Source organism: Pantoea sp. JV6 (assembly GCF_025910055.1).
Classification (GTDB): domain Bacteria; phylum Pseudomonadota; class Gammaproteobacteria; order Enterobacterales; family Enterobacteriaceae; genus Pantoea; species Pantoea agglomerans.
In genome coordinates this window covers 59,587-78,628 of the sequence record NZ_JAPCIM010000019.1, presented here as the reverse complement: position 1 = coordinate 78,628, position 19,042 = coordinate 59,587, and the positions used below count along the sequence as shown (strand labels likewise).

General features: G+C 54.4%; 22 protein-coding genes. 10 read left to right on the top strand and 12 right to left on the bottom strand.

Going from position 1 to position 19,042, the window contains the following annotated elements; genetic code table 11:
• Positions 1-201: 201 nt before the first annotated feature.
• Positions 202-948, top strand: a complete 747-nt coding sequence (fpr, locus tag OK412_RS18345; protein WP_264353418.1) for a ferredoxin--NADP(+) reductase — start codon at positions 202-204, stop codon at positions 946-948.
• Here the strand turns inward: fpr and OK412_RS18340 are convergent.
• A complete protein-coding gene (locus tag OK412_RS18340) occupies positions 939-1,373 on the bottom strand; it encodes a DUF805 domain-containing protein (RefSeq protein ID WP_010258192.1) in 435 nt (144 codons plus the stop codon). The two genes, fpr and OK412_RS18340, sit on opposite strands and share 10 nt — an antisense overlap.
• 98 nt (positions 1,374-1,471) lie before the next feature.
• Between OK412_RS18340 and OK412_RS18335 the strand changes: the two genes are divergently transcribed.
• Both OK412_RS18335 and tpiA read left to right on the top strand, forming a co-directional pair.
• Entirely contained in the window at positions 1,472-2,062 is a 591-nt protein-coding gene (locus tag OK412_RS18335; protein WP_033759209.1) for a DUF1454 family protein, read from the top strand.
• 120 nt (positions 2,063-2,182) lie between these two features.
• Complete coding sequence (tpiA, locus tag OK412_RS18330; RefSeq protein WP_033759211.1) at positions 2,183-2,950, top strand: triose-phosphate isomerase; 768 nt, start codon at positions 2,183-2,185, stop codon at positions 2,948-2,950.
• A gap of 27 nt (positions 2,951-2,977) precedes the next feature.
• Here tpiA and OK412_RS18325 read toward each other — a convergent pair whose 3' ends face one another.
• The 6 genes from OK412_RS18325 to cpxP all read right to left on the bottom strand — a co-directional run bounded on the left by OK412_RS18325 (position 2,978) and on the right by cpxP (position 8,479).
• Positions 2,978-3,751 carry a CDP-diacylglycerol diphosphatase gene (locus OK412_RS18325; RefSeq protein WP_033759213.1) on the bottom strand — a complete coding sequence of 258 codons (774 nt, stop codon included), beginning with the start codon at positions 3,749-3,751 and terminating at the stop codon, positions 2,978-2,980.
• 162 nt (positions 3,752-3,913) lie between these two features.
• Positions 3,914-4,903 (bottom strand): sulfate ABC transporter substrate-binding protein, encoded by a 990-nt coding sequence (locus OK412_RS18320; RefSeq protein ID WP_010258203.1) that lies wholly within the window; start codon positions 4,901-4,903, stop codon positions 3,914-3,916.
• A gap of 143 nt (positions 4,904-5,046) precedes the next feature.
• Positions 5,047-6,009: a 6-phosphofructokinase gene (gene pfkA / locus OK412_RS18315; protein ID WP_003851263.1), complete on the bottom strand. Its 963-nt coding sequence runs from the start codon at positions 6,007-6,009 to the stop codon at positions 5,047-5,049.
• A gap of 207 nt (positions 6,010-6,216) precedes the next feature.
• Positions 6,217-7,119 (bottom strand): CDF family cation-efflux transporter FieF, encoded by a 903-nt coding sequence (fieF, locus tag OK412_RS18310; protein ID WP_010258208.1) that lies wholly within the window; start codon positions 7,117-7,119, stop codon positions 6,217-6,219.
• A gap of 239 nt (positions 7,120-7,358) precedes the next feature.
• Positions 7,359-7,514, bottom strand: a complete 156-nt coding sequence (locus OK412_RS18305; protein ID WP_010258211.1) for a general stress protein — start codon at positions 7,512-7,514, stop codon at positions 7,359-7,361.
• A gap of 455 nt (positions 7,515-7,969) precedes the next feature.
• Positions 7,970-8,479: a cell-envelope stress modulator CpxP gene (gene cpxP / locus OK412_RS18300; RefSeq protein ID WP_010258214.1), complete on the bottom strand. Its 510-nt coding sequence runs from the start codon at positions 8,477-8,479 to the stop codon at positions 7,970-7,972.
• A 148-nt stretch (positions 8,480-8,627) separates the two neighbouring features.
• Between cpxP and cpxR the strand changes: the two genes are divergently transcribed.
• Genes cpxR through trmL form a run of 3 tightly spaced genes read left to right on the top strand, consistent with a single transcriptional unit; the run spans position 8,628 to position 11,211 of the window.
• A complete protein-coding gene (gene cpxR, locus OK412_RS18295) occupies positions 8,628-9,326 on the top strand; it encodes an envelope stress response regulator transcription factor CpxR (protein ID WP_009088062.1) in 699 nt (232 codons plus the stop codon).
• Positions 9,323-10,702, top strand: coding sequence for an envelope stress sensor histidine kinase CpxA (gene cpxA, locus OK412_RS18290; protein WP_010258221.1), 1,380 nt, complete (start codon positions 9,323-9,325; stop codon positions 10,700-10,702). Before cpxR ends, cpxA begins: the two co-directional genes overlap by 4 nt.
• A gap of 35 nt (positions 10,703-10,737) precedes the next feature.
• Positions 10,738-11,211, top strand: a complete 474-nt coding sequence (trmL, locus tag OK412_RS18285) for a tRNA (uridine(34)/cytosine(34)/5-carboxymethylaminomethyluridine(34)-2'-O)-methyltransferase TrmL (protein ID WP_010672079.1) — start codon at positions 10,738-10,740, stop codon at positions 11,209-11,211.
• Here trmL and cysE read toward each other — a convergent pair.
• From cysE to OK412_RS18260, 5 genes are all read right to left on the bottom strand, one after another.
• Positions 11,208-12,029, bottom strand: coding sequence for a serine O-acetyltransferase (gene cysE / locus OK412_RS18280; protein WP_010258225.1), 822 nt, complete (start codon positions 12,027-12,029; stop codon positions 11,208-11,210). The two genes, trmL and cysE, sit on opposite strands and share 4 nt — an antisense overlap.
• 68 nt (positions 12,030-12,097) lie before the next feature.
• On the bottom strand, positions 12,098-13,114 hold the full coding sequence (gene gpsA / locus OK412_RS18275; RefSeq protein WP_010258227.1) for an NAD(P)H-dependent glycerol-3-phosphate dehydrogenase: 1,017 nt from the start codon (positions 13,112-13,114) through the stop codon (positions 12,098-12,100).
• On the bottom strand, positions 13,114-13,584 hold the full coding sequence (secB, locus tag OK412_RS18270) for a protein-export chaperone SecB (protein WP_010258229.1): 471 nt from the start codon (positions 13,582-13,584) through the stop codon (positions 13,114-13,116). Before secB ends, gpsA begins: the two co-directional genes overlap by 1 nt.
• A gap of 38 nt (positions 13,585-13,622) precedes the next feature.
• Positions 13,623-13,877: a glutaredoxin 3 gene (gene grxC, locus OK412_RS18265; protein WP_010258231.1), complete on the bottom strand. Its 255-nt coding sequence runs from the start codon at positions 13,875-13,877 to the stop codon at positions 13,623-13,625.
• A gap of 19 nt (positions 13,878-13,896) precedes the next feature.
• On the bottom strand, positions 13,897-14,328 hold the full coding sequence (locus OK412_RS18260) for a rhodanese-like domain-containing protein (RefSeq protein ID WP_010258234.1): 432 nt from the start codon (positions 14,326-14,328) through the stop codon (positions 13,897-13,899).
• A gap of 252 nt (positions 14,329-14,580) precedes the next feature.
• Between OK412_RS18260 and envC the strand changes: the two genes are divergently transcribed.
• From envC to OK412_RS18240, 4 genes are all read left to right on the top strand, one after another.
• The gene (gene envC / locus OK412_RS18255) at positions 14,581-15,882 is read left to right on the top strand and encodes a murein hydrolase activator EnvC (protein WP_029519509.1); all 1,302 of its coding nucleotides are present in this window, start codon (positions 14,581-14,583) and stop codon (positions 15,880-15,882) included.
• A gap of 3 nt (positions 15,883-15,885) precedes the next feature.
• Positions 15,886-16,788 (top strand): divergent polysaccharide deacetylase family protein, encoded by a 903-nt coding sequence (locus tag OK412_RS18250; protein ID WP_264353417.1) that lies wholly within the window; start codon positions 15,886-15,888, stop codon positions 16,786-16,788.
• Positions 16,789-16,892: 104 nt separating this feature from the next.
• Positions 16,893-18,122 (top strand): glycosyltransferase, encoded by a 1,230-nt coding sequence (locus OK412_RS18245; RefSeq protein WP_033759218.1) that lies wholly within the window; start codon positions 16,893-16,895, stop codon positions 18,120-18,122.
• Positions 18,115-19,026: a hypothetical protein gene (locus OK412_RS18240; protein WP_033759220.1), complete on the top strand. Its 912-nt coding sequence runs from the start codon at positions 18,115-18,117 to the stop codon at positions 19,024-19,026. The genes OK412_RS18245 and OK412_RS18240 overlap by 8 nt, the downstream gene beginning before the upstream one ends.
• The last annotated feature ends 16 nt before the right edge of the window (positions 19,027-19,042 follow it).

The window sequence follows — 19,042 nt, the reverse complement described above, 5'->3', positions numbered from 1 at the left end:
GGCAAAATATCAGGATTAGATGACAAAGCGAGAGGTAAGCGAAAAGGTCCCGGCTTGCGCCTGTCAAGTTTATGGGCCAGCCTGTAAAGACAAAGTAACAGTTTGTCGATTAGAGCCTTTGCCCCGGCGCAGGCTGGCAATCTCACCGGGCAGCCGCGAAAATAGTGACCTGCCTGAATAATCAACAACCAGGGAGTGATTATGGCTGAGTGGGTCAATGCTGAAGTAAAGGAAGTGAAAAACTGGACGGATGCGCTGTTCAGTCTCCGGGTAAAAGCGCCCATCGATCCCTTTATCGCCGGGCAATTTGCCAAGCTGGCACTGGAAATCGACGGTGAGCGGGTACAGCGCGCTTACTCTTACGTCAATGCGCCGAAAGATGATCTGCTGGAGTTTTACCTGGTCACCGTGCCAGAGGGCAAACTGAGTCCGCATCTGCAGGCACTTCGGCCTGGCGATCAGGTGATGGTCACCAAAGAAGCGGCAGGATTCTTTGTGCTGGATGAGGTCCCTGAATGCAAAACCTTATGGATGCTGGCAACCGGCACCGCTATTGGCCCCTACCTGTCGATGCTACAGCAGGGCGAAGGGCTGGATCGCTTTGAAAACCTCGTGCTGGTCCATGCTGCACGCTATGCGGCCGATCTGAGCTTTTTGCCGCTGATGCAGCAGCTGCAACAACATTATCAAGGCAAGCTGCACATCCAGACGGTGGTGAGTCGCGAAGAGATCGCCGGTTCGCTGACTGGCCGGGTCCCGGCGTTGATCGAAAACGGTGAGCTGGAGCGCGCCACCGGGTTAAGCCTGGATGCCGACAGCAGCCATGTGATGCTGTGCGGCAACCCGCAGATGGTGCGTGACACCCAGCAATTACTGAAAGAGACGCGCGAGATGCGCAAGCACCTGAAGCGTAAGCCGGGCCATATCACCAGCGAACATTACTGGTGAGCCGTTTGCCGGTATCTCACCGGCTGAGTCGCGGTACCAAACCGGTTAGCGCCGGGGGTACCGCGAAAGAGACCGAGATCGAGCAGCAGGCCAGCCAGTAACACAAACGGAATGGCGCGACCCAACAGCCAGGGCAGTATGCCGTCCAGCATGCTCCAGTTCCCTGCCACCAGCAGCCAGGCAACAATCACCAGAAATCCCCAGTAGCCGCGGCGATTACGATCGTGCAACCGTTTAACGATAACCGCGCTGGCGGGCCACAGCAGGCAGACCACGCCAAAGGCCGCCATCTGAGTATCAAGCCAGTCGTTAGCCGCTAACGCGAATAACAGGGTTGTTGTCAGCAACCAGACCGCCTGCCAGATCCAGAAATCACGTCGTCCCAGCCGGCCGCGCCAGGAAAAACACCATTGTTGTAACGTCATGCATTATCATCCAGAGAGAAGAGAACCGCTGCGGTTTTGACCTTGCGGATAAAAACCGTTTTAATTTGCGCCTGAGTTTACGGGTTAGGATCGACAAAATGAAGAATTTGCCTGGCGCACTGCTGTTATCGTTTGCGCTGACGGTTCCGGTCTTTGCCGCCGATCCGCCACCGCAGGAACGGACCGATGCGTTGCCCACCGCCCCCTATCTGCTGGCGGGCGCCCCCACCTTTGATATGACTATCGGCCAGTTCCGCGAAAAGTATAATCAGGCCAACGGGGCGCTGATGCTGCCGGAATATCGCGCCATTGATAATCGGGGCGACAAAAGCACCCTGACGCGCGCCGCCAGCAAAATCAACGAGACCCTCTATGCGTCTACCGCGCTGGAGCCTGGTACCGGCAAAATTAAGACGCTGCAGATTACCTGGCTACCGTTGCCAGGCCCGGATCAGAACGCCTCACAGCAAAAAGCGCTGGCCTACATGACCGCCATGTTGCGCTTCTTTGTACCGGGACTGAGCGCCGATGAGGGACGTAAAAAGCTGGAGGGTTTGCTGAAGCAAGGTAAGGATTTACCCTACTTTGCGCAGGTCGAGGGCGCGTTGCGTTTTGTGGTGGCTGACAACGGCGACAAGGGGCTGACCTTCGCCGTTGAGCCGGTCAAACTGGCGCTCGCCAGCCCCTGATGATGAGGCCGAAAATGACGAAAAGCAAAGCCATCGCTACATTTGATCTCTATACTGTCTGGCAGACAACGCTGCCAGCTGGCAGCGATTTTTCATGTATCGCTTTATGCGGAGGATAGAATGCGACATCCACTGGTTATGGGTAACTGGAAGTTGAATGGCAGCAAGCAGATCACAGCTGAACTGATCGCCGGTCTGCGCAAGGAACTGTCTGGCGTTGAGGGTTGTGGCGTCGCCATTGCACCGCCAGCTCTCTATCTCGAGCAGGCAAAACACGCCATCTCCGGTAGCCACATCGCACTGGGTGCGCAGAACGTAGACGTTAACCTGTCTGGTGCGTTTACCGGTGAAGTTTCCGCAGAGATGCTGAAAGATATCGGCGCGAAATATATCATTATCGGTCACTCAGAGCGCCGCACTTACCACAAAGAGAGCGACGAATTCATCGCGAAGAAATACGCAGTGCTGAAGTCAGTGGGCCTGGTACCGGTGCTGTGCATTGGTGAAACCGAAGCGGAAAACGAAGCGGGTAAAACCGAAGAAGTCTGCGCTCGTCAGCTGGATGCCGTTCTGGAAAGTCAGGGCGCAGAAGCGTTTAAAGATGCGGTCATCGCTTATGAGCCAGTCTGGGCCATCGGTACCGGCAAATCTGCCACCCCTGCTCAGGCTCAGGCCGTTCACAAATTCATTCGTGACCATATCGCGAAGAAAGATGCGGCTATCGCAGAACAGGTCATCATCCAGTACGGCGGCTCAGTTAACGATAAAAATGCGGCTGAGCTCTTCACCCAGCCTGACATCGATGGCGCGCTGGTTGGCGGTGCTTCACTGAAAGCGGACGCTTTCGCTGTGATCGTTAAAGCTGCTGCGGCTGCAAAAAGCGCCTAAGCAGTAAACATACCGATTAAAGGCGGCTTAAGCCGCCTTTTTTATGGGCGCTATCAGCTGACAGGCGTGATCCTGTACCTCCTCCGCCGAACCGCTGTTCAGCAGCAGCCAGTTTCGCTCTATCGCCATCAGCACCAGTCGTCCATCACTTAATTCAGCCAGTGCCAGCCCATATTTCCCCATCTCACTGCGTGCCTCTGGCCGCTCATCGGCCAGTCGGATAAACGCACTCTGCCGGGTCAGCTCGTCCGGGGTCAATGCACGCAGCCAGTAGCGGTGCTTACGCAGCGTGATACTCTGCCACCGCCCGTTAAGCTGCGGCGTCAGCTGATCAAGCTGCTGACGCACATCGGGTCGCAGGCAGGAGATATGAATATGGAGCTGGTTCTGCGTGCGGCCATACTGTGAATTGATAGCCAGTGACAGGACCCGATCATCAATAGGTGAGCCGTGTCGCTGCGCAAGCAGAGTCCGCTCATTCCAGGCAAGGGCAAAGTAGTTGGGCGTAGCGGATTGCAGTAACCCCGGGCTTTCGATGCCGGTGATCCTGTCGATCGGGATCAGCAGATACTGCAACGGCCCGTGCATATCTTTCAGCATGGCATAGCGATGCCGCTGATCGACGCGCTGACAGGGCGCAGGTTCTCCACTACTCTGCTGGTGAGGCAGACATTTCTCGCTGACGATCTGCCACAACGCATCACTGTTCTTTTTGAAATGCAGTGCGGCAGCCAGCATCCCCGCAATGACCAGTACCAGCAGAACCGCAACCAGGCGGGTTGCACGACGATGTGTCGGCATAACAACGCTTCCTGAATGGCTTAGCAGCCTGCATCCTCGCCTGGCGAGAAAAAAATGTCACGGGGAATTCTGGCAGATAACCCAGCGGCTGGGCGGAGAAGGAGAAAAGGCGTGGTTGTGGGAGATAAGCGGTCAGCACAGGGATGCGCTGACCGCAGCGCATTACGGTTTCATGACCTGGTCATAGCTGCCGCCATCGGCGAAGTGGGCTTTCTGAGCCTGTGTCCAGCCACCAAACTTGTCCTGAATGGTAAACAGCTTCACTGGCGCAAAGGTGCTGGCGAATTTCTTCGCGACTTCAGCATCACGCGGACGGTAGTAGTTCTGTGCAGCGATAGTCTGGCCTTCTGGCGAGTAGAGGTATTTCAGATAAGCGTCGGCGACCTTACGCGTCCCCTTTTCATCTACCACTTTATCGACCACCGACACGGTCGGTTCCGCCAGAATCGATTCGCTCGGAGTGACAATCTCGAACTTGTCTTTGCCCAGCTTGTTAACCGCCAGATAGGCTTCGTTTTCCCAGGCGATCAGCACATCACCAATCCCGCGCTCAACGAAGGTGTTGGTTGCGCCGCGTGCGCCGGAATCCTGCACTTCAACGTTTTTAAACAGCGCTCTGACGTAAGCCAGCGCTTTAGCCTGATCGCCGTTGTTATGATCCAGCGCCCAGCCCCAGGCCGCCAGATAGTTCCAGCGTGCGCCGCCGGACGTTTTCGGGTTAGGGGTGATAACAGATACGCCTGGCTTCGTCAGGTCGCTCCAGTCATGGATGCCTTTAGGGTTATCTTTACGAACCAGGAAGACAATGGTCGAGGTGTAGGGCGCAGAGTTGTCCGGCAGACGCTGAATCCAGTTTTTATCAATACGACCGCGTTCTGCAATGGCATCAACATCCGATTGCAACGCCAGTGTGACCACATCCGCCCGAATGCCGTTAATCACGGAGGTCGCCTGCTTACCGGAACCGCCATGCGACTGACGGACCACGACATTATCGCCGGTTTCCTGTTTGTAGTGCGCACTGAACGCTTTGTTGTACTGTTCGTAAAGCTCACGCGTTGGATCGTAGGAAACGTTTAACAGCTGAATGTCTTTCGCCAGAACGCTGGTTGAGGCCAGCAACAGGGTAACGCCGATACTCCACTTGTTCATTACGCACTCTCCCAATGTCGTTATGGGCTAAGCGTGACATAAACCAATACAGAGCTAAAAGAATTAAAAATAAGCTGTTATAACCATGGGGAATATAGAGGCGGGGTGCCGGGGCGCGCCAGGTCGCACACCCCGAAGAGGAATTAATAGAGTTTTTTCGCGGTGTCGAGCCAGTCGCGTTTGAACGGACGCTTCATATTTTCAATGGCGTCGACGATGTCGTGATGCACCATCTTCTCGTTCTGAATACCCACGCAACGGCCGCCGTAACCCTGCATCAGCAGTTCAATGGAGTAGGCCCCCATGCGTGAGGCCAGAATACGGTCATACGCACAAGGTGCACCGCCACGCTGAATGTGGCCCAGAACGGTAGAACGGGTTTCACGCTTGGTTTCTGTTTCGATGAAACGCGCCAGATCGTCGATATCGCAGATGTGCTCAGTAATCGCCACGATAGCGTGCTTTTTACCTTTGGCGATGCCCGCTTTGATTTCCGCTACCAGCTCTTCACGAGTATACGGGAACTCAGGCAGTACGATGAACTCACAGCCACCCGCAATGGCGGCCGCCAGTGTCAGATCGCCACAGTAGCGACCCATCACTTCCACAATCGAAATACGCTGATGCGATGAAGAGGTATCACGCAGGCGGTCAATCGCTTCAACCACAGTTTCCAGCGCAGTGAAATAACCGATAGTGTAATCCGTTCCGGCAACGTCGTTATCGATGGTGCCTGGCAGACCAATGCACGGGAAGCCCATTTCAGTCAGGCGCTTAGCCCCCATGTAGGAACCGTCACCACCAATAACAACCAGCGCATCAATGCCGCGCTTTTTCATGTTCTCAATGGCAACCTGACGCACATCTTCATTACGGAATTCAGGGAAGCGTGCTGAGCCCAGGAAAGTGCCGCCGCGGTTAATCATGTCGGAAACGCTGTAGCGATCAAGATTGATCATGCGATCTTCGTACAATCCCAGGTAACCGTCATAGATCCCAAAAACTTCCAGTCCTTCACTCAGCGCGGAACGCACCACGCCACGAATAGCTGCGTTCATGCCTGGGGCGTCACCGCCGCTGGTTAATACACCAATTTTTTTGATCATGACAACCTCTGGATTGTTCAAAACTAAGGGTTAATCCTGCCTGTCGATCGCTGCTGAAGCTCATTTTACGACTCGCGCGACACGTGATGGCAGATAGTATATCAAAGGCTTGCTGCTGAATTGATTCAGGTCAGACAACTTTTCACTATTTTTTGCAGCAATGTTAGCGTTACGTCATCCCTGCCGTATCGATTTGATTCATTTAAGTTAAAAACCTAAAGAATCCTCTCTCTCGAACGGTACCACAGAACAGGGATCCTGATGGATAATTACGTCTGACCCGGGAAATTCTTTGCGTAACGCCTTCTCAACCTGATCGGCTACCCGATGCGCCTGCACCAGTGGCAGCTGATCTTCCAGTTCCAGATGCAGCTGAATAAATTTGGTCGGCCCGGACTGACGGGTTCGCAGATCGTGAACGCCCTGCACCTGCGGCCAGTTTGTCGCAAGCGTCAGGATTTGCTGCCGTTCCTCTTCCGGTAACGCGCGATCCAGCAATGACTGAACCGCCTCGTAGCCCATACGCAGTGCGCTGTAGAGAATAAAAATACCAATGCCCAGCGCAAACAGGGCATCCGCCCGGGCAAAGCCATAGCTGCTCAGCACCAGCGCAACCAAAATAGCGCCATTCATGATGACGTCGGACTGATAGTGCAGCATGTCAGCCCTGATCGCCTGGCTGCGGGTTTTACGAACCACCCAGCGCTGAAAGGCCACCAGCACCAGCGTTGAGCTCAGCGCCACCACGGTCACTACAATACCGACGCCGGGCGCCCGCAACTCATTGGGCGTCGCCAGATGCTGCAGGCCGGTCAGAAACAGAAACAGCGCCGACCCGGAAATAAACATACTTTGCGCCAGCGCTGCCAGCGACTCCGCTTTGCCGTGCCCGAAAGTATGATCTTCGTCAGCGGGCTGCAGTGCATAACGCACCACCAGCAGATTGGTTAGCGAGGCGGCGATATCCACCAGTGAATCCACCAGAGAGGCCAGTAAACTCACCGAACCGGTGTACCACCAGGCAAAAATTTTCACGAGCAACAGCACAGACGCAAGAATGGTCGCGCCGAGCGCAGCACGCTTTACCAGTCGGCCATAAGAGGGTTGCATGCCAGGTTCCCTGTGCGGCATCAGTGAAGATGCGCACCAAAATGAATGAATGGCTCAAGTTTAACATCGGGAGGCGGGCACTGCTTAGCGGGTCGATCAACGGATCAGGCTTTTTTGGGAAGGCGCGACAGGTACAAAAAAACAAGCCCCGGCCTCTGTGGGAGGTCGGGGCAAAGTGTCATACACATCAGTACCAGGCCACATTCAGGCCCAGGTCTGGGCTGAGAAAGGGGCGGCGACTACTTTTTGCCGCCTTTTTTCCCGGCTTCTGATGCTTTTTCACGATCGTTTTTGAAATTTCCGCCGCCGCTACTCTGGCCGCCTTTCTTACCGGCTTCAGACGCTTTTTGCGGATTATCTGCGAAATTACCTGAACCACCACGATGCTCTGCCATAACTTACTCCGTTAATAGATTCATTCAGGACTACATAATGTGGTTGCTGCTCCCTGAGACTTCGCAAAGACACTTAACTTCCCTGCAGTGACAGGATTAAGTGTAGAGGGTGCGCCTGAACCGGCAAGCGTAACGCGGGGGATTTATCTCATTGAAAAATATAATTAAAGCTTTCTATGCCTGCCTGTAATTCATTCACTTTCAGTGAGTTATAATATTTAACAGGCGGTAAAACCCTTACCGGTACGCTTAAATTTAAGTCATGACCTGAATAGTAAGGAATCGGTGAGACTTACCCATAAAAGCTCAACAAGCGCTAATCAAACAAAGGTTTTATTGCGGAGTGATGATTCCAGTCAAAATAAAAAAAGTGAAAAAAAGATAAAAAAAACCCCCACCATCATGGCGGGGGAAGACAGGGATGTGTCTATGGCAAGGAAAACAGGGATACTATGTTACTGGTTACTGCTGGTACTACTCACTGCCTGCAGCGATGACGCTGACTGCAAATTCGAAAACTGTCGCAGCTCATTAAGTCGCCGCTGGTAATTCTGCTGTAACGCCGACTGCTGGGCTGGCGTTAGCAGCTGGAACATTTGATTCTGTACGCGCGCCATCTCGACCTGCTGTTCAACCTGAACTCTGGCGATCACTTCCGCCTTCTCGCGGATGGCCGCTTCGTTAAACTGGTCTGCAGTCACTAACTCATGTAGTGCTGCGATATCGTCAATATGGACGACCGGGCGCTCATGTCGGGCCTGTTGCATCAGGTCTCGCATCTGCTGACGTTGCTCTTCAGTCAGTTCGATGCCATCGAACATGTGGCTTTGCGGATTTTGCGTCATACTGCCTGTCGGCAATCCGCCATGATGCATCTCGTCAATCGTCGTCGCATCTTTAGCACCTGCGCTGGCGACACTCAGAGCCATCGCTGAGGCAAGGACGACGGCGGTTAATTTGCGCATCGTGTACTCCAGTTCGTTCCGTTTTGCGATTCAACGAGAGCCAGTGTACGGCGACAGCTGCAAACATCCGTCAGGGGGTGTAAAACTACGTAAAGCGATGGATAGGTGCGCCAGGAACACGGTATTTTGCCTGCGGAGGGCTACAAAAATGAATAAAATCCTGTTGGTAGATGACGATCGCGAATTAACTTCGCTTTTAAAAGAACTGTTAGAAATGGAAGGGTTTGAAGTGGTGGTAGCCAGCGATGGTGAACAAGCGCTGAACCTGCTCGATAACTCAATTGATCTGCTTTTACTGGATGTCATGATGCCGAAGAAAAACGGTATCGACACCCTGAAAGAACTGCGTCAGCAACATCAAACCCCCGTCATCATGCTAACGGCGCGCGGCAGCGAGCTGGATCGCGTACTGGGCCTCGAACTGGGCGCAGATGACTATCTGCCTAAGCCGTTTAACGATCGTGAACTGGTGGCGCGTATCCGCGCTATTCTGCGGCGCTCAAACTGGAGTGAACAGCAGCAGCAACACGATAATAGCTCGCCCACGCTGGAAGTGGACTGCCTGCGTCTCAATCCCGGCCGTCAGGAGGCCAGTTTTGATGATGTGACGCTGGATTTGACCGGCACGGAGTTCACCCTGCTCTATCTGCTGGCGCAGCATCTGGGCCAGGTGGTGTCGCGTGAGCACCTGAGTCAGGAAGTGCTGGGAAAACGCCTGACGCCTTTTGACCGCGCTATTGATATGCATATCTCCAATCTGCGTCGCAAGCTGCCTGAACGCCGTGACGGTCATCCCTGGTTCAAAACTTTACGTGGCCGCGGCTATCTGATGGTTTCGGCATCATGATTGGAAGTCTGACCACCCGTATCTTCGCCATCTTCTGGTTGACGCTGGCGCTGGTGTTGATGCTGGTGCTAATGGTGCCCAAGCTCGATTCACGACAGATGACCTCGCTGCTGGAGAGTGAACAGCGGCAGGGAATCATGATTGAGCAACACGTCGAAGCAGAGCTGTCACAGGATCCCCCTAACGATCTGATGTGGTGGCGTCGTCTGTTTCGGGCAGTGGAAAAGTGGGCACCGCCGGGTCAGCGGCTGCTATTAGTGACGAGTGAAGGTCGGGTGATCGGCGCGCAACATAACGAAATGCAGGTTATCCGCAATTTTATCGGCCAGTCTGACAATGCCGATCATCCGCAGAAGAAGAAATATGGTCGTGTTGAGCTGGTAGGGCCTTTCGCCGTTCGGGATGGCGAAGATAACTACCAGCTTTACATGATTCGTCCCGCCAACAGTTCCCAGCTCGATTTCGTCAATCTGCTGTTTGACCGTCCCCTGTTACTGCTTATCGTCACCATGCTCATCAGCTCCCCGCTACTGCTCTGGCTCGCCTGGAGCCTGGCACGTCCGGCACGTAAGCTGAAATATGCTGCCGACGAAGTCGCAAGCGGAAACCTGCGTCAGCATCCGGAACTGGAATCGGGCCCACAGGAGTTTCTGGCGGCGGGTTCCAGCTTTAACCAGATGGTCAGTGCGCTGGAGCGGATGATGACCGGTCAGCAACGTCTGTTATCAGATATCAGCCATGAACTTCGTACCCCGCTCACCCGTCTGCAACTGGCTACCGCGCTGCTGCGTCGGCGCCAGGGTGAAGGCAAAGAGCTGGGCCGCATTGAGATGGAAGCACAGCGCCTGGATGGCATGATTAACGATCTGCTGGTGCTGTCGCGCACCCAGCATAAAAATGCGCTGGTCAGCGAAGCGATGAAGGCGAATCAGTTGTGGAATGGGGTGCTGGAAGATGCCCGCTTCGAAGCGGAGCAGATGGGCAAGAAGATGGATATTCCCTATCCGCCTGGCCCGTGGCCGCTTTATGGTAATCCCCATGCGCTGGAGAGTGCGCTGGAAAATATCGTACGCAATGCGCTGCGCTATTCACACACCCATATCAGCGTCAGCTTCTCCGTCGATATTTCCGGCATCACGGTACACGTTGATGACGATGGTCCTGGCGTGAGTCCGGAAGATCGTGAACAGATTTTCCGGCCTTTCTACCGTACCGATGAAGCACGCGATCGCGAATCAGGCGGCACCGGTCTTGGCCTGGCGATTGTTGAAACGGCAGTGCAGCAACATCGCGGCTGGGTTAAAGCGGATGACAGCCCATTGGGCGGCCTGCGTCTGACCCTCTGGTTGCCGCTCTACTCCTCCGCTCGCCAATAATTTGTTATGCTTCGGCCCCTGTCATCGGGGGCCTTATGCTTAACATTGTCTTGTTTGAACCAGAAATTCCGCCGAATACCGGCAATATCATCCGCCTGTGTGCCAATACTGGCTTTCAGCTTCATCTGATTCAGCCGCTTGGTTTTGCCTGGGATGACAAGCGTTTACGCCGCGCCGGGCTGGATTACCACGAATTCACTGCCATTAAATTCCACGCCGACTATCAGGCATTTATCGCCTCAGAGTCGCCTGAGCGTCTGTTTGCGCTGACGACCAAAGGTACGCCCGCACACAGTGCCGTAGCGTACCAGGCTGGCGATTATCTGCTGTTTGGCCCGGAGAGCCGTGGACTTCCGGCTGAGATCTTAGCGGCGCTACCGGCTCAGCAGAAAATCCGTATCCCGATGAAAGCGGAAAGCCGCAGTATGAATTTGTCGAACGCCGTATCGGTGGTGGTCTATGAAGCCTGGCGCCAGCTTGATTTCGCGGGCGCGCTGATTAAAGACTAGATGCCGTCGCCAAACTGAAAACCCGCCAGGCTGCCATTAAAGTGCTGATCCATATCCATCGACGGCTTTTCACTGCCTGGCTTACCAACGATTCGCGCGGGTACGCCTGCTGCAGTGGTGTGCGGCGGCACGGGCTGTAACACCACGGAACCGGCACCGATTTTGGCTCCCTTGCCAACTTCAATATTGCCCAGGACTTTCGCACCGGCACCAATCATCACCCCTTCACGGATTTTCGGGTGACGATCGCCGCTGGTTTTGCCGGTTCCGCCCAGCGTAACCGATTGCAGGATCGAGACATCATTCTCAACCACGGCGGTTTCACCAATCACAATGCCTGTGGCATGGTCGAGCATGATGCCGTGGCCGATGTTGGCGGCGGGATGAATATCGACGGCAAAGGAGACGGAGATTTCATTCTGCAGATAAACCGCCAGCGCGCGCCGGCCTTCATTCCACAGCCAGTGGCCAATGCGGTAGGCCTGTAAGGCGTGAAAACCTTTGAGGTAGAGCAGCGGCGTGGAGTATTTATCGACTGCCGGGTCACGCTGGCGAACAGCCTGAATATCATACGCCGCTGACATAATCATCGACGGATCTTCACGGTAGGCTTCTTCAACGATTTCACGAATGGCGATGGCGGGCATAATCGGGTTAGCCAGCTTGTTGGCCAGCATATAACTCAGTGCGCTACCGAGATTTTCATGCTTGAGCAATGTCGCGTGGAAGAAGCTGGCCAGCATCGGCTCACAATCAGCCAGGGCGCGCGCTTCTGCTTTGATATTATTCCAGACCAGTTCTAACTCATCAGACGACATTGCTGTTTTCTCCCGATAAAAAAAGCGCCTGAATGGGCGCTGCAGGTGATGATGCTACGCGTCCTGCGTTAGCCAGTGCTGTTTTCGTCCTTCCTTGTTCGTCCCAGCAGACTCAATGCTGCATCTCTCGCCGGCTTTTCGCAATACAGCACCTGATAAATCTGCTCGGTGATCGGCATTTCCACACCAAAACGGGCTGCCAATGCTTTGACTTCTTTGGTGTTTCTGTAGCCTTCTACAACTTGTCCGATAATGCGTTGCGCGCTATCTACATCCTCGCCCTGGCCCAGCATCATGCCAAAACGACGGTTACGCGACTGATTATCGGTACAGGTCAGCACCAGATCGCCCAGACCCGCCATCCCCATAAAGGTGGTGGGATCGGCACCCAGCGCGGCACCCAGCCGGCTCATTTCAGCCAGACCACGGGTGATCAGTGCGGTACGTGCATTCGCGCCAAAACCAATCCCGTCAGAGATCCCGGCACCGATAGCAATTACGTTTTTTACCGCGCCGCCCAGCTGTACGCCGATGAAGTCAGGGTTGTTATAAACGCGGAAGCTCTTACCGCAGTGCAGCTTCTGCTGCAGATCCTCAGCAAACTGCGCATCCGTTGCGGCCAGCGCGATAGCCGTCGGTAATCCGGCTGCCAGCTCTTTCGCAAAGGTCGGTCCGGAGATCACAGCCAGCGGAATGTCATCGCCGACAATTTCCCGCGCCACATCCTGCAGCAGACGGCCGGTCTCTTTTTCCAGCCCTTTGGTCGCCCAGACAATACGCGAGTCTGACCGCAGATGAGGCTTGATCTGCTGCAGCACCTCGCCAAACACATGACTCGGCACCACGATCAATAAATCGCGGCTGGCAGCAATAGCTTTAGTCAGATCAGGTTCAAGAGAAAGATGGTCGGGGAACGGGACATCAGGCAGGAAAGCGGTGTTGCAGCGGTCACTCTGAAGTTGCGCCAGATGCGCCGGGTTATGTCCCCACAACAGCACCGGATGGCCGTTACGGGCCAGCGTAATCGCCAAAGCGGTGCCGTATGAACCGGCACCGATGACGCTAATCGAAGCGTGAGTTGTCATCAGGCATCCTGATGTGGTTCAGCACCTTCTTCACCTTGCTGCTGCTGCAGGTAGTTCATGAACAGCGCATCAAAGTTAACCGGTGCCAGGTTCAGCTGCGGGAAGGTACCACGTGATACCAGGCTGGTAATGCATTCGCGTGCGTACGGGAACAGGATGTTCGGGCAGTATGCGCCCAGGCAATGTGCCATCTGCGTTCCTTCGATACCGCTGATGGTGAAAATACCGGCCTGCTGAACTTCACACAGGAAAGCGGTTTCTTCGCCCACGGTGGCGGTTACAGTCACACGAAGTACCACTTCGTAAACTTCGTCAGCCAGCTGAGAAGATGCAGTGTCCAGATCCAGTTTAACGTCCGGTTCCCACTCTTTCTGGAAAACCTGCGGTGCATTTGGCGCTTCAAAAGAGATGTCTTTGGTGAATACGCGCTGAATCTGGAATTGCATTTCGTTGGTGTTATGTTCTGACATGTGACCAAATCCTATGTATGAGATTGTCCGGCGTAAAATTACGCCTGCAGTAAGGGATCTAAACCTTCGCGATTATCGAGTGCGAATAAGTCGTCGCAGCCACCAATGTGCTGCGCATCAATAAAAATCTGAGGCACGGTGGTGCGGCCGCTACGCTTGATCATCTCTTCGCGTTTCGCCATGTCTCCATCAATGGGGATCTCCTGAAACGATACGCCTTTTTGCGTTAACAGCGCCTTCGCCCGATGGCAGTAAGGACAGGTCGCCTTGGTATACACTTCAACATTTGCCATGATCAGCACCTCTGTAAGATTATTTGCCGCGAACTAACGGCAGATTTTCGCCGCTCCAGCCACTGATACCATCTTTCAGCACTGAAACCCGCTCAAAGCCGGCCGCGCTGAGATGCGCAGCAGAATCACCCGCGCTTTGTCCGGTTGCACACACCACAATTATGGGCTGCGCTTTATGCTTTGCCAGTTCGTCGATGTTGCCTTTTTTAATCTCAGCGGCTGCGACATTCAGCGCACCTGAAATATGGCCTCTGCGGAAATCGTCGCGCGAACGCACGTCTACAACTACCGCGTCCTCTTTATTAATCAGGCGGGTTGCTTCACCGCGGCTGATCGTTTTTACCTTAGAGAACATTCCTTTAACGGTAGTCACAATCACCAGAACGAGTAAAACGACCCATGCCAGACTCAGGATGGGGTGATTGCTTGCAAACTGCATAATTTCTTGCATGAGGGGTAACGACTCCAGACCGGGCTAATAAGCTAAAACAAGGGTTCTGAGTATACCTGCGCCACTTCGCATGTACAGATGCTATGCGGCCAGAGTATCGATTTGTGCTTCATTTTCCAAAAAAAGTGGCTGAATAGCAAAAATGGCGTAAGGCTTAATCCATGTCATTGTGAAAGTGGACATAACTGGAAAAGCAAATGCCAGTGGGGAGCACTGGTAAGCGGCGGTTCATCGTGGAATAATCATTGGCCTATGAAGGGAAAAACAACCGTTTCGCACACAAGGACCCGTCCCAACGGCGATAACCTGCCGTTGTTCACACACTTGTCCAGCCTCTCCCTTAGCCTGCTTTGTGCGGGGGCACTGTTATTGCCTGCCGCCGCCGTTAGTGCAGAAGACAGCAAATCTCAGCTGCAATCTATTCAGCAAAACATCGCTGAAAAAGAGAAAAGCGTTAAAGCGCAAAAGTTGCAGCGCAGCAAATTACTGGATCAGTTGCAGAGCCAGGAAAAAATCATCGCTCAGGCGAGCCGTCAGTTGCGTGACACCCGCAATAGCCTCAACGCCCTGAATGACGAAATCAAACAGCTTGCCACCTCCATCGCCCGCCTTGAAAAACAGCAAACCCAACAGGAAAACCTGCTTTCAGAGCAGCTTGATGCGGCGTTTCGTCAGGGTAAGCACAACGGTGTACAGCTGTTGATGGGCGGTGAAGAGAGTCAGCGCAGCGAGCGTATTCTGGCCTATTTCGGCTATCTGAATGCTGCGCGCCAGAAGAGTATCGAATCGCTGCAACAGACGCGTCAGGACTTAGCTCAGCAACGCGCCACGCTGGAGCAGAAGCAACAGCAGCAGAAAGGCTTATTAGCGCAGCAGCAGGGCCAGCAGCAGAAGCTGCAACAGGCGAGCGAAGCGCGGAAAAAAACCCTGACGACACTGGAAAGCGCGCTGGAAAAAGATCAGGCCGATCTGGTCGAGATGCGTCAGAACGAAAGCCGTCTGCAGGATAAGATCGCCCGTGCGGAACGCGAGGCGCGCGAGCGCGCCGCCCGTGAAGCGCGTGAGGCGGAAAAAGTGCGTCAGCGTCAGGCGCAGGCGAAAGCCAAAGGCTCCAGCTATCAGCCGACCCAGAGCGAACGCGAACTGGTGGCGCGCACCGGTGGACTCGGTCGCGCGGGCGGGCAGGCCTTGTGGCCGGTACGCGGACGCATTGAACATCGCTTTGGTGAACAGCTGCAGGGTGAACTGCGCTGGAAAGGACTGGTGATTGATGCGCGCGAAGGTACCGAGGTGAAAGCTATTGCCGATGGCCGCGTGCTGATGGCCGACTGGTTACAGGGCTACGGCCTGGTGGTCGTGCTGGAACATGGTAAAGGCGATATGAGCCTGTATGGCTACAACCAAAGTGCGCTGGTGAGCGTGGGTACGCAGGTGAAGGCAGGACAGCCTATCGCACTGGTGGGCACCAGTGGTGGCCGCGGTACTCCGTCGCTCTATTTTGAAATCCGACGTCAGGGACAGGCCGTCAATCCACTCCCGTGGTTAGGAAAATAGGTTTTGCTGCAACTTCGAAAAATCCCCGTTCTGTTGAGCGCCCTGCTGTTCAGCTACGCTGCGCAGGCGGGCAAACTGGCCATTGTCATCGATGACGTAGGCTATCGCCCTGCCGAAGAGAACAAGGTCCTGCAGATGCCGCAGGCCATTTCAGTGGCGGTTTTGCCCAACGCGCCACATGCCCGTGAAATGGCCACCAAAGCGCACCAGAGTGGTCACGAAGTGTTGATCCATCTGCCCATGGCGCCGCTGAGCAAACAGCCGCTGGAAAAAGATACCTTAACGCCGGAGATGAGCAGCGAAGAGGTTACCCGCATCATGCGCAATGCGGTTAACAACGTGCCTTATGCCGTAGGTCTGAACAACCATATGGGCAGCAGGATGACCTCCAGCCTGCCTGGCATGCAGAAAGTGATGCAGGCGCTGAACCACTACAATCTCTACTTTCTGGATAGCATGACCATCGCTAACAGTCAGGCTGTTCCTGCCGCACAGGGCACCCAGGTCAGGGTATTAAAACGCCGGGTATTTCTGGATGACAGCCAGGATATTAATGCCATCCGCCAGCAGTTCAGTCGGGCGGTGAAACTGGCGCAGCGCGACGGTTACGCCATTGCCATTGGTCATCCCCACCCTAACACCGTGCGGGTGCTGCAGCAGATGTTACCCACATTGCCAGCCGACGTTACGCTGGTTCGCCCCAGTCAGCTGCTGAACGAATCACTCCGCAGCAACTCACGGCCGCCTGTGGCGCCGGAAAAACCGGTGACACCGCGCTTCCAGCCTGCAGACCTGTGTAAACCGAAACAGCCGCTGGCGCCGGTTCCTGCCACCCGAGCCTTAACGGTAATAGCGGAAAGTGTGAATAACAGCCCGCTGTTTAACACGCTAAAAAATCTGTTCTGAATTTGCTATGAATGCTAAGTGTTCAGCTTAGCGTTCATTTATACGCAGAAATTACTATAATCCTGGGTCGGGCAATAACAGGCTGTGCAGGAACAGTGATAGGGATGACGATTATTAAACAAAAAATCCTGCTGCTGGATAACGGCAGAGAGTGGGGCGGCGGCACCAACAGTATGCTGGAGCTGTTGAAGCGTATTGATCGTCAAAAGTTTGATATCACCTGCTGCTTCTATCACAACTACAGCCGTGGCAACGACGAAACCATTGAGGCCACGCTGAATGCGCTGGCTATCCCGGTCTTTTTTATTCCGCAAATCAGGCAGCCACGCTGGGCAAAGTTTGTTAAAGAAGTCGCGCGGGCACTGCTGTTTTTTAATAAAAAGCTCAAGAAGCGCGCCATCGATCAGATTGATACACACTGGCGCATTATGCCCAATGCCAGCAAAATCAACTCACTGCTGCAGCTGGGGAAGTTTGACACGCTCTATATGAATAACCAGCCCAGCACCAATATGGAAGGTTATCTGGCGGCGCGCAGCCTGGATGTTGCGGTAGTGCAACACTGCCGTATCGATCCGGTTCTGGAACCGCGGCTGGTCAGCATGGTTAATCAGGATTGCCAGGCGATCATTGCCGTGTCGCAGGGCGTGAATAACACCCTGCGCAGCCACGGTGTTGACGCGGAACGCTGTTTTACCGTCAATAACGCTATCGACATCCACCAGCCTCTGCCCGACCGCCTTGAAGTACGCCAGCGCTTTAAACTCTCCCCTTCGACCTTTGTGTTCGGCACGATTGGCTCGCTGATATTGCGTAAATCTAATCACCATATTCTGCAGGCGCTGGGCCGTTTTAAACGCGCTAATCCCGATGCCGACTGGAAGATGGTGGTGGTCGGAGCGGGTCCGGAACTTCAGCATCTGCTGCAACTCGCTACTGCAGAGAACATCCAGCAGCACGTGGTCTTTACCGGCTTTCAGAACAACGCGCTGGATTACCTCACTGCCTTTGATGCGTTTATTCTTGCCTCACGCAGTGAGGGATTACCAAGGGTTGTGCTGGAGGCGATGCTGGTGAATACCGCCGTAGTGGGATCCCGCGTGGTCGGTACTGCCGAATTGATCAGTCATGACGAAACCGGGCTGCTGTTTGATTATGGCAACGTGGTGCAACTGACCCAGCATCTGACCGCGCTGTGGCAGGATGCGGATTTACGTCAACGCCTGATCAATGCGGCAGCGAAACGCGTACGTGAACAGTACGCTATTGAAACTTATATCAGCGGCGTCGAGAATATTTTGCAAAGCGTCGTGAAAAAGAAACCTCATGCTTAATTTTTTAAATCCCCGTTATCGCCATATCAGGGCGAGCCATAACCTGCCTTATTCGCAGAAAGAGGTTCAGGGCACTGTACCGGTAACCTCGGTCGTGATTCCCTGCACCGGCGCGGACTATATTGAAGAAGCCCTGCTCAGTGCCGATTTTGCGGCGCGCTTTGCGACAGAGGCTGAAGAGATCGTAATTGTCAGCGATCAGCCGGCTCACGCCTTTGGCAGCCTGCCAGTAAAAACCCGCGTGGCGACGCTGGATGTCCCGCATCGGGAAGAGAGCTATCGCTACAAGCAGATCTATCGCAGTCGTTTGATTAAATTGCAGGCGCCCTTACAGGCAAAAGGCGACGGCATTCTGATGATCGATTCCGACCTCAATCTGCTTAAGATGCCGGAGATCATGATGAAGCCCGGCCATCTCTATTCCAGTTTTCGTCAGGGGAAAATGATTGCCAAGCTGGCTGATGCGCCGGAAGAGGCGATTCCCGCCTACTACCCGCACAGTATCCGGCCCTGGCTGGTGGATCACGTGAATGGGGCTTACCTGGCTGCCACCCGTGAAGTCTGGCAGCGTATTTCACCGCTGTGGCTGACGCTGTTTAATGATACCTGGAATTTAATGAACGACAGCCAGCCGCCTACTGACCAGCTGCCGCTCGCGGTATTGCTGGACATGCTGGATATTAAAACCGTCAATCTGGGCGAATGGGCTAACTGGCCGGTATCAAAGAAAATTGGCGGTCAGTCGGCGGTGATCCCGCCTGAAGTGGTAGGCGCACATGGCGGCTTTCCGCTGTCGGAATGGCAAAAATACCTCGCCGATCCGCAACAGCCGCTGAACTTTAAAGGCCAGGACTACACGCGCAAAGTGCGCTACCTGACCGATGAAGAGAAAAAACAAAGCTAATCATGCGGCCGCCCTG

Coding starts and splice junctions, on each gene's coding strand:
- fpr (WP_264353418.1), top strand. CDS start 202: ATGGCTGAGTGGGTCAATGCTGAAGTAAAGGAAGTGAAAAACTGGACG.
- OK412_RS18340 (WP_010258192.1), bottom strand. CDS start 1,373: ATGACGTTACAACAATGGTGTTTTTCCTGGCGCGGCCGGCTGGGACGA.
- OK412_RS18335 (WP_033759209.1), top strand. CDS start 1,472: ATGAAGAATTTGCCTGGCGCACTGCTGTTATCGTTTGCGCTGACGGTT.
- tpiA (WP_033759211.1), top strand. CDS start 2,183: ATGCGACATCCACTGGTTATGGGTAACTGGAAGTTGAATGGCAGCAAG.
- OK412_RS18325 (WP_033759213.1), bottom strand. CDS start 3,751: ATGCCGACACATCGTCGTGCAACCCGCCTGGTTGCGGTTCTGCTGGTA.
- OK412_RS18320 (WP_010258203.1), bottom strand. CDS start 4,903: ATGAACAAGTGGAGTATCGGCGTTACCCTGTTGCTGGCCTCAACCAGC.
- pfkA (WP_003851263.1), bottom strand. CDS start 6,009: ATGATCAAAAAAATTGGTGTATTAACCAGCGGCGGTGACGCCCCAGGC.
- fieF (WP_010258208.1), bottom strand. CDS start 7,119: ATGCAACCCTCTTATGGCCGACTGGTAAAGCGTGCTGCGCTCGGCGCG.
- OK412_RS18305 (WP_010258211.1), bottom strand. CDS start 7,514: ATGGCAGAGCATCGTGGTGGTTCAGGTAATTTCGCAGATAATCCGCAA.
- cpxP (WP_010258214.1), bottom strand. CDS start 8,479: ATGCGCAAATTAACCGCCGTCGTCCTTGCCTCAGCGATGGCTCTGAGT.
- cpxR (WP_009088062.1), top strand. CDS start 8,628: ATGAATAAAATCCTGTTGGTAGATGACGATCGCGAATTAACTTCGCTT.
- cpxA (WP_010258221.1), top strand. CDS start 9,323: ATGATTGGAAGTCTGACCACCCGTATCTTCGCCATCTTCTGGTTGACG.
- trmL (WP_010672079.1), top strand. CDS start 10,738: ATGCTTAACATTGTCTTGTTTGAACCAGAAATTCCGCCGAATACCGGC.
- cysE (WP_010258225.1), bottom strand. CDS start 12,029: ATGTCGTCTGATGAGTTAGAACTGGTCTGGAATAATATCAAAGCAGAA.
- gpsA (WP_010258227.1), bottom strand. CDS start 13,114: ATGACAACTCACGCTTCGATTAGCGTCATCGGTGCCGGTTCATACGGC.
- secB (WP_010258229.1), bottom strand. CDS start 13,584: ATGTCAGAACATAACACCAACGAAATGCAATTCCAGATTCAGCGCGTA.
- grxC (WP_010258231.1), bottom strand. CDS start 13,877: ATGGCAAATGTTGAAGTGTATACCAAGGCGACCTGTCCTTACTGCCAT.
- OK412_RS18260 (WP_010258234.1), bottom strand. CDS start 14,328: ATGCAAGAAATTATGCAGTTTGCAAGCAATCACCCCATCCTGAGTCTG.
- envC (WP_029519509.1), top strand. CDS start 14,581: ATGAAGGGAAAAACAACCGTTTCGCACACAAGGACCCGTCCCAACGGC.
- OK412_RS18245 (WP_033759218.1), top strand. CDS start 16,893: ATGACGATTATTAAACAAAAAATCCTGCTGCTGGATAACGGCAGAGAG.
- OK412_RS18240 (WP_033759220.1), top strand. CDS start 18,115: ATGCTTAATTTTTTAAATCCCCGTTATCGCCATATCAGGGCGAGCCAT.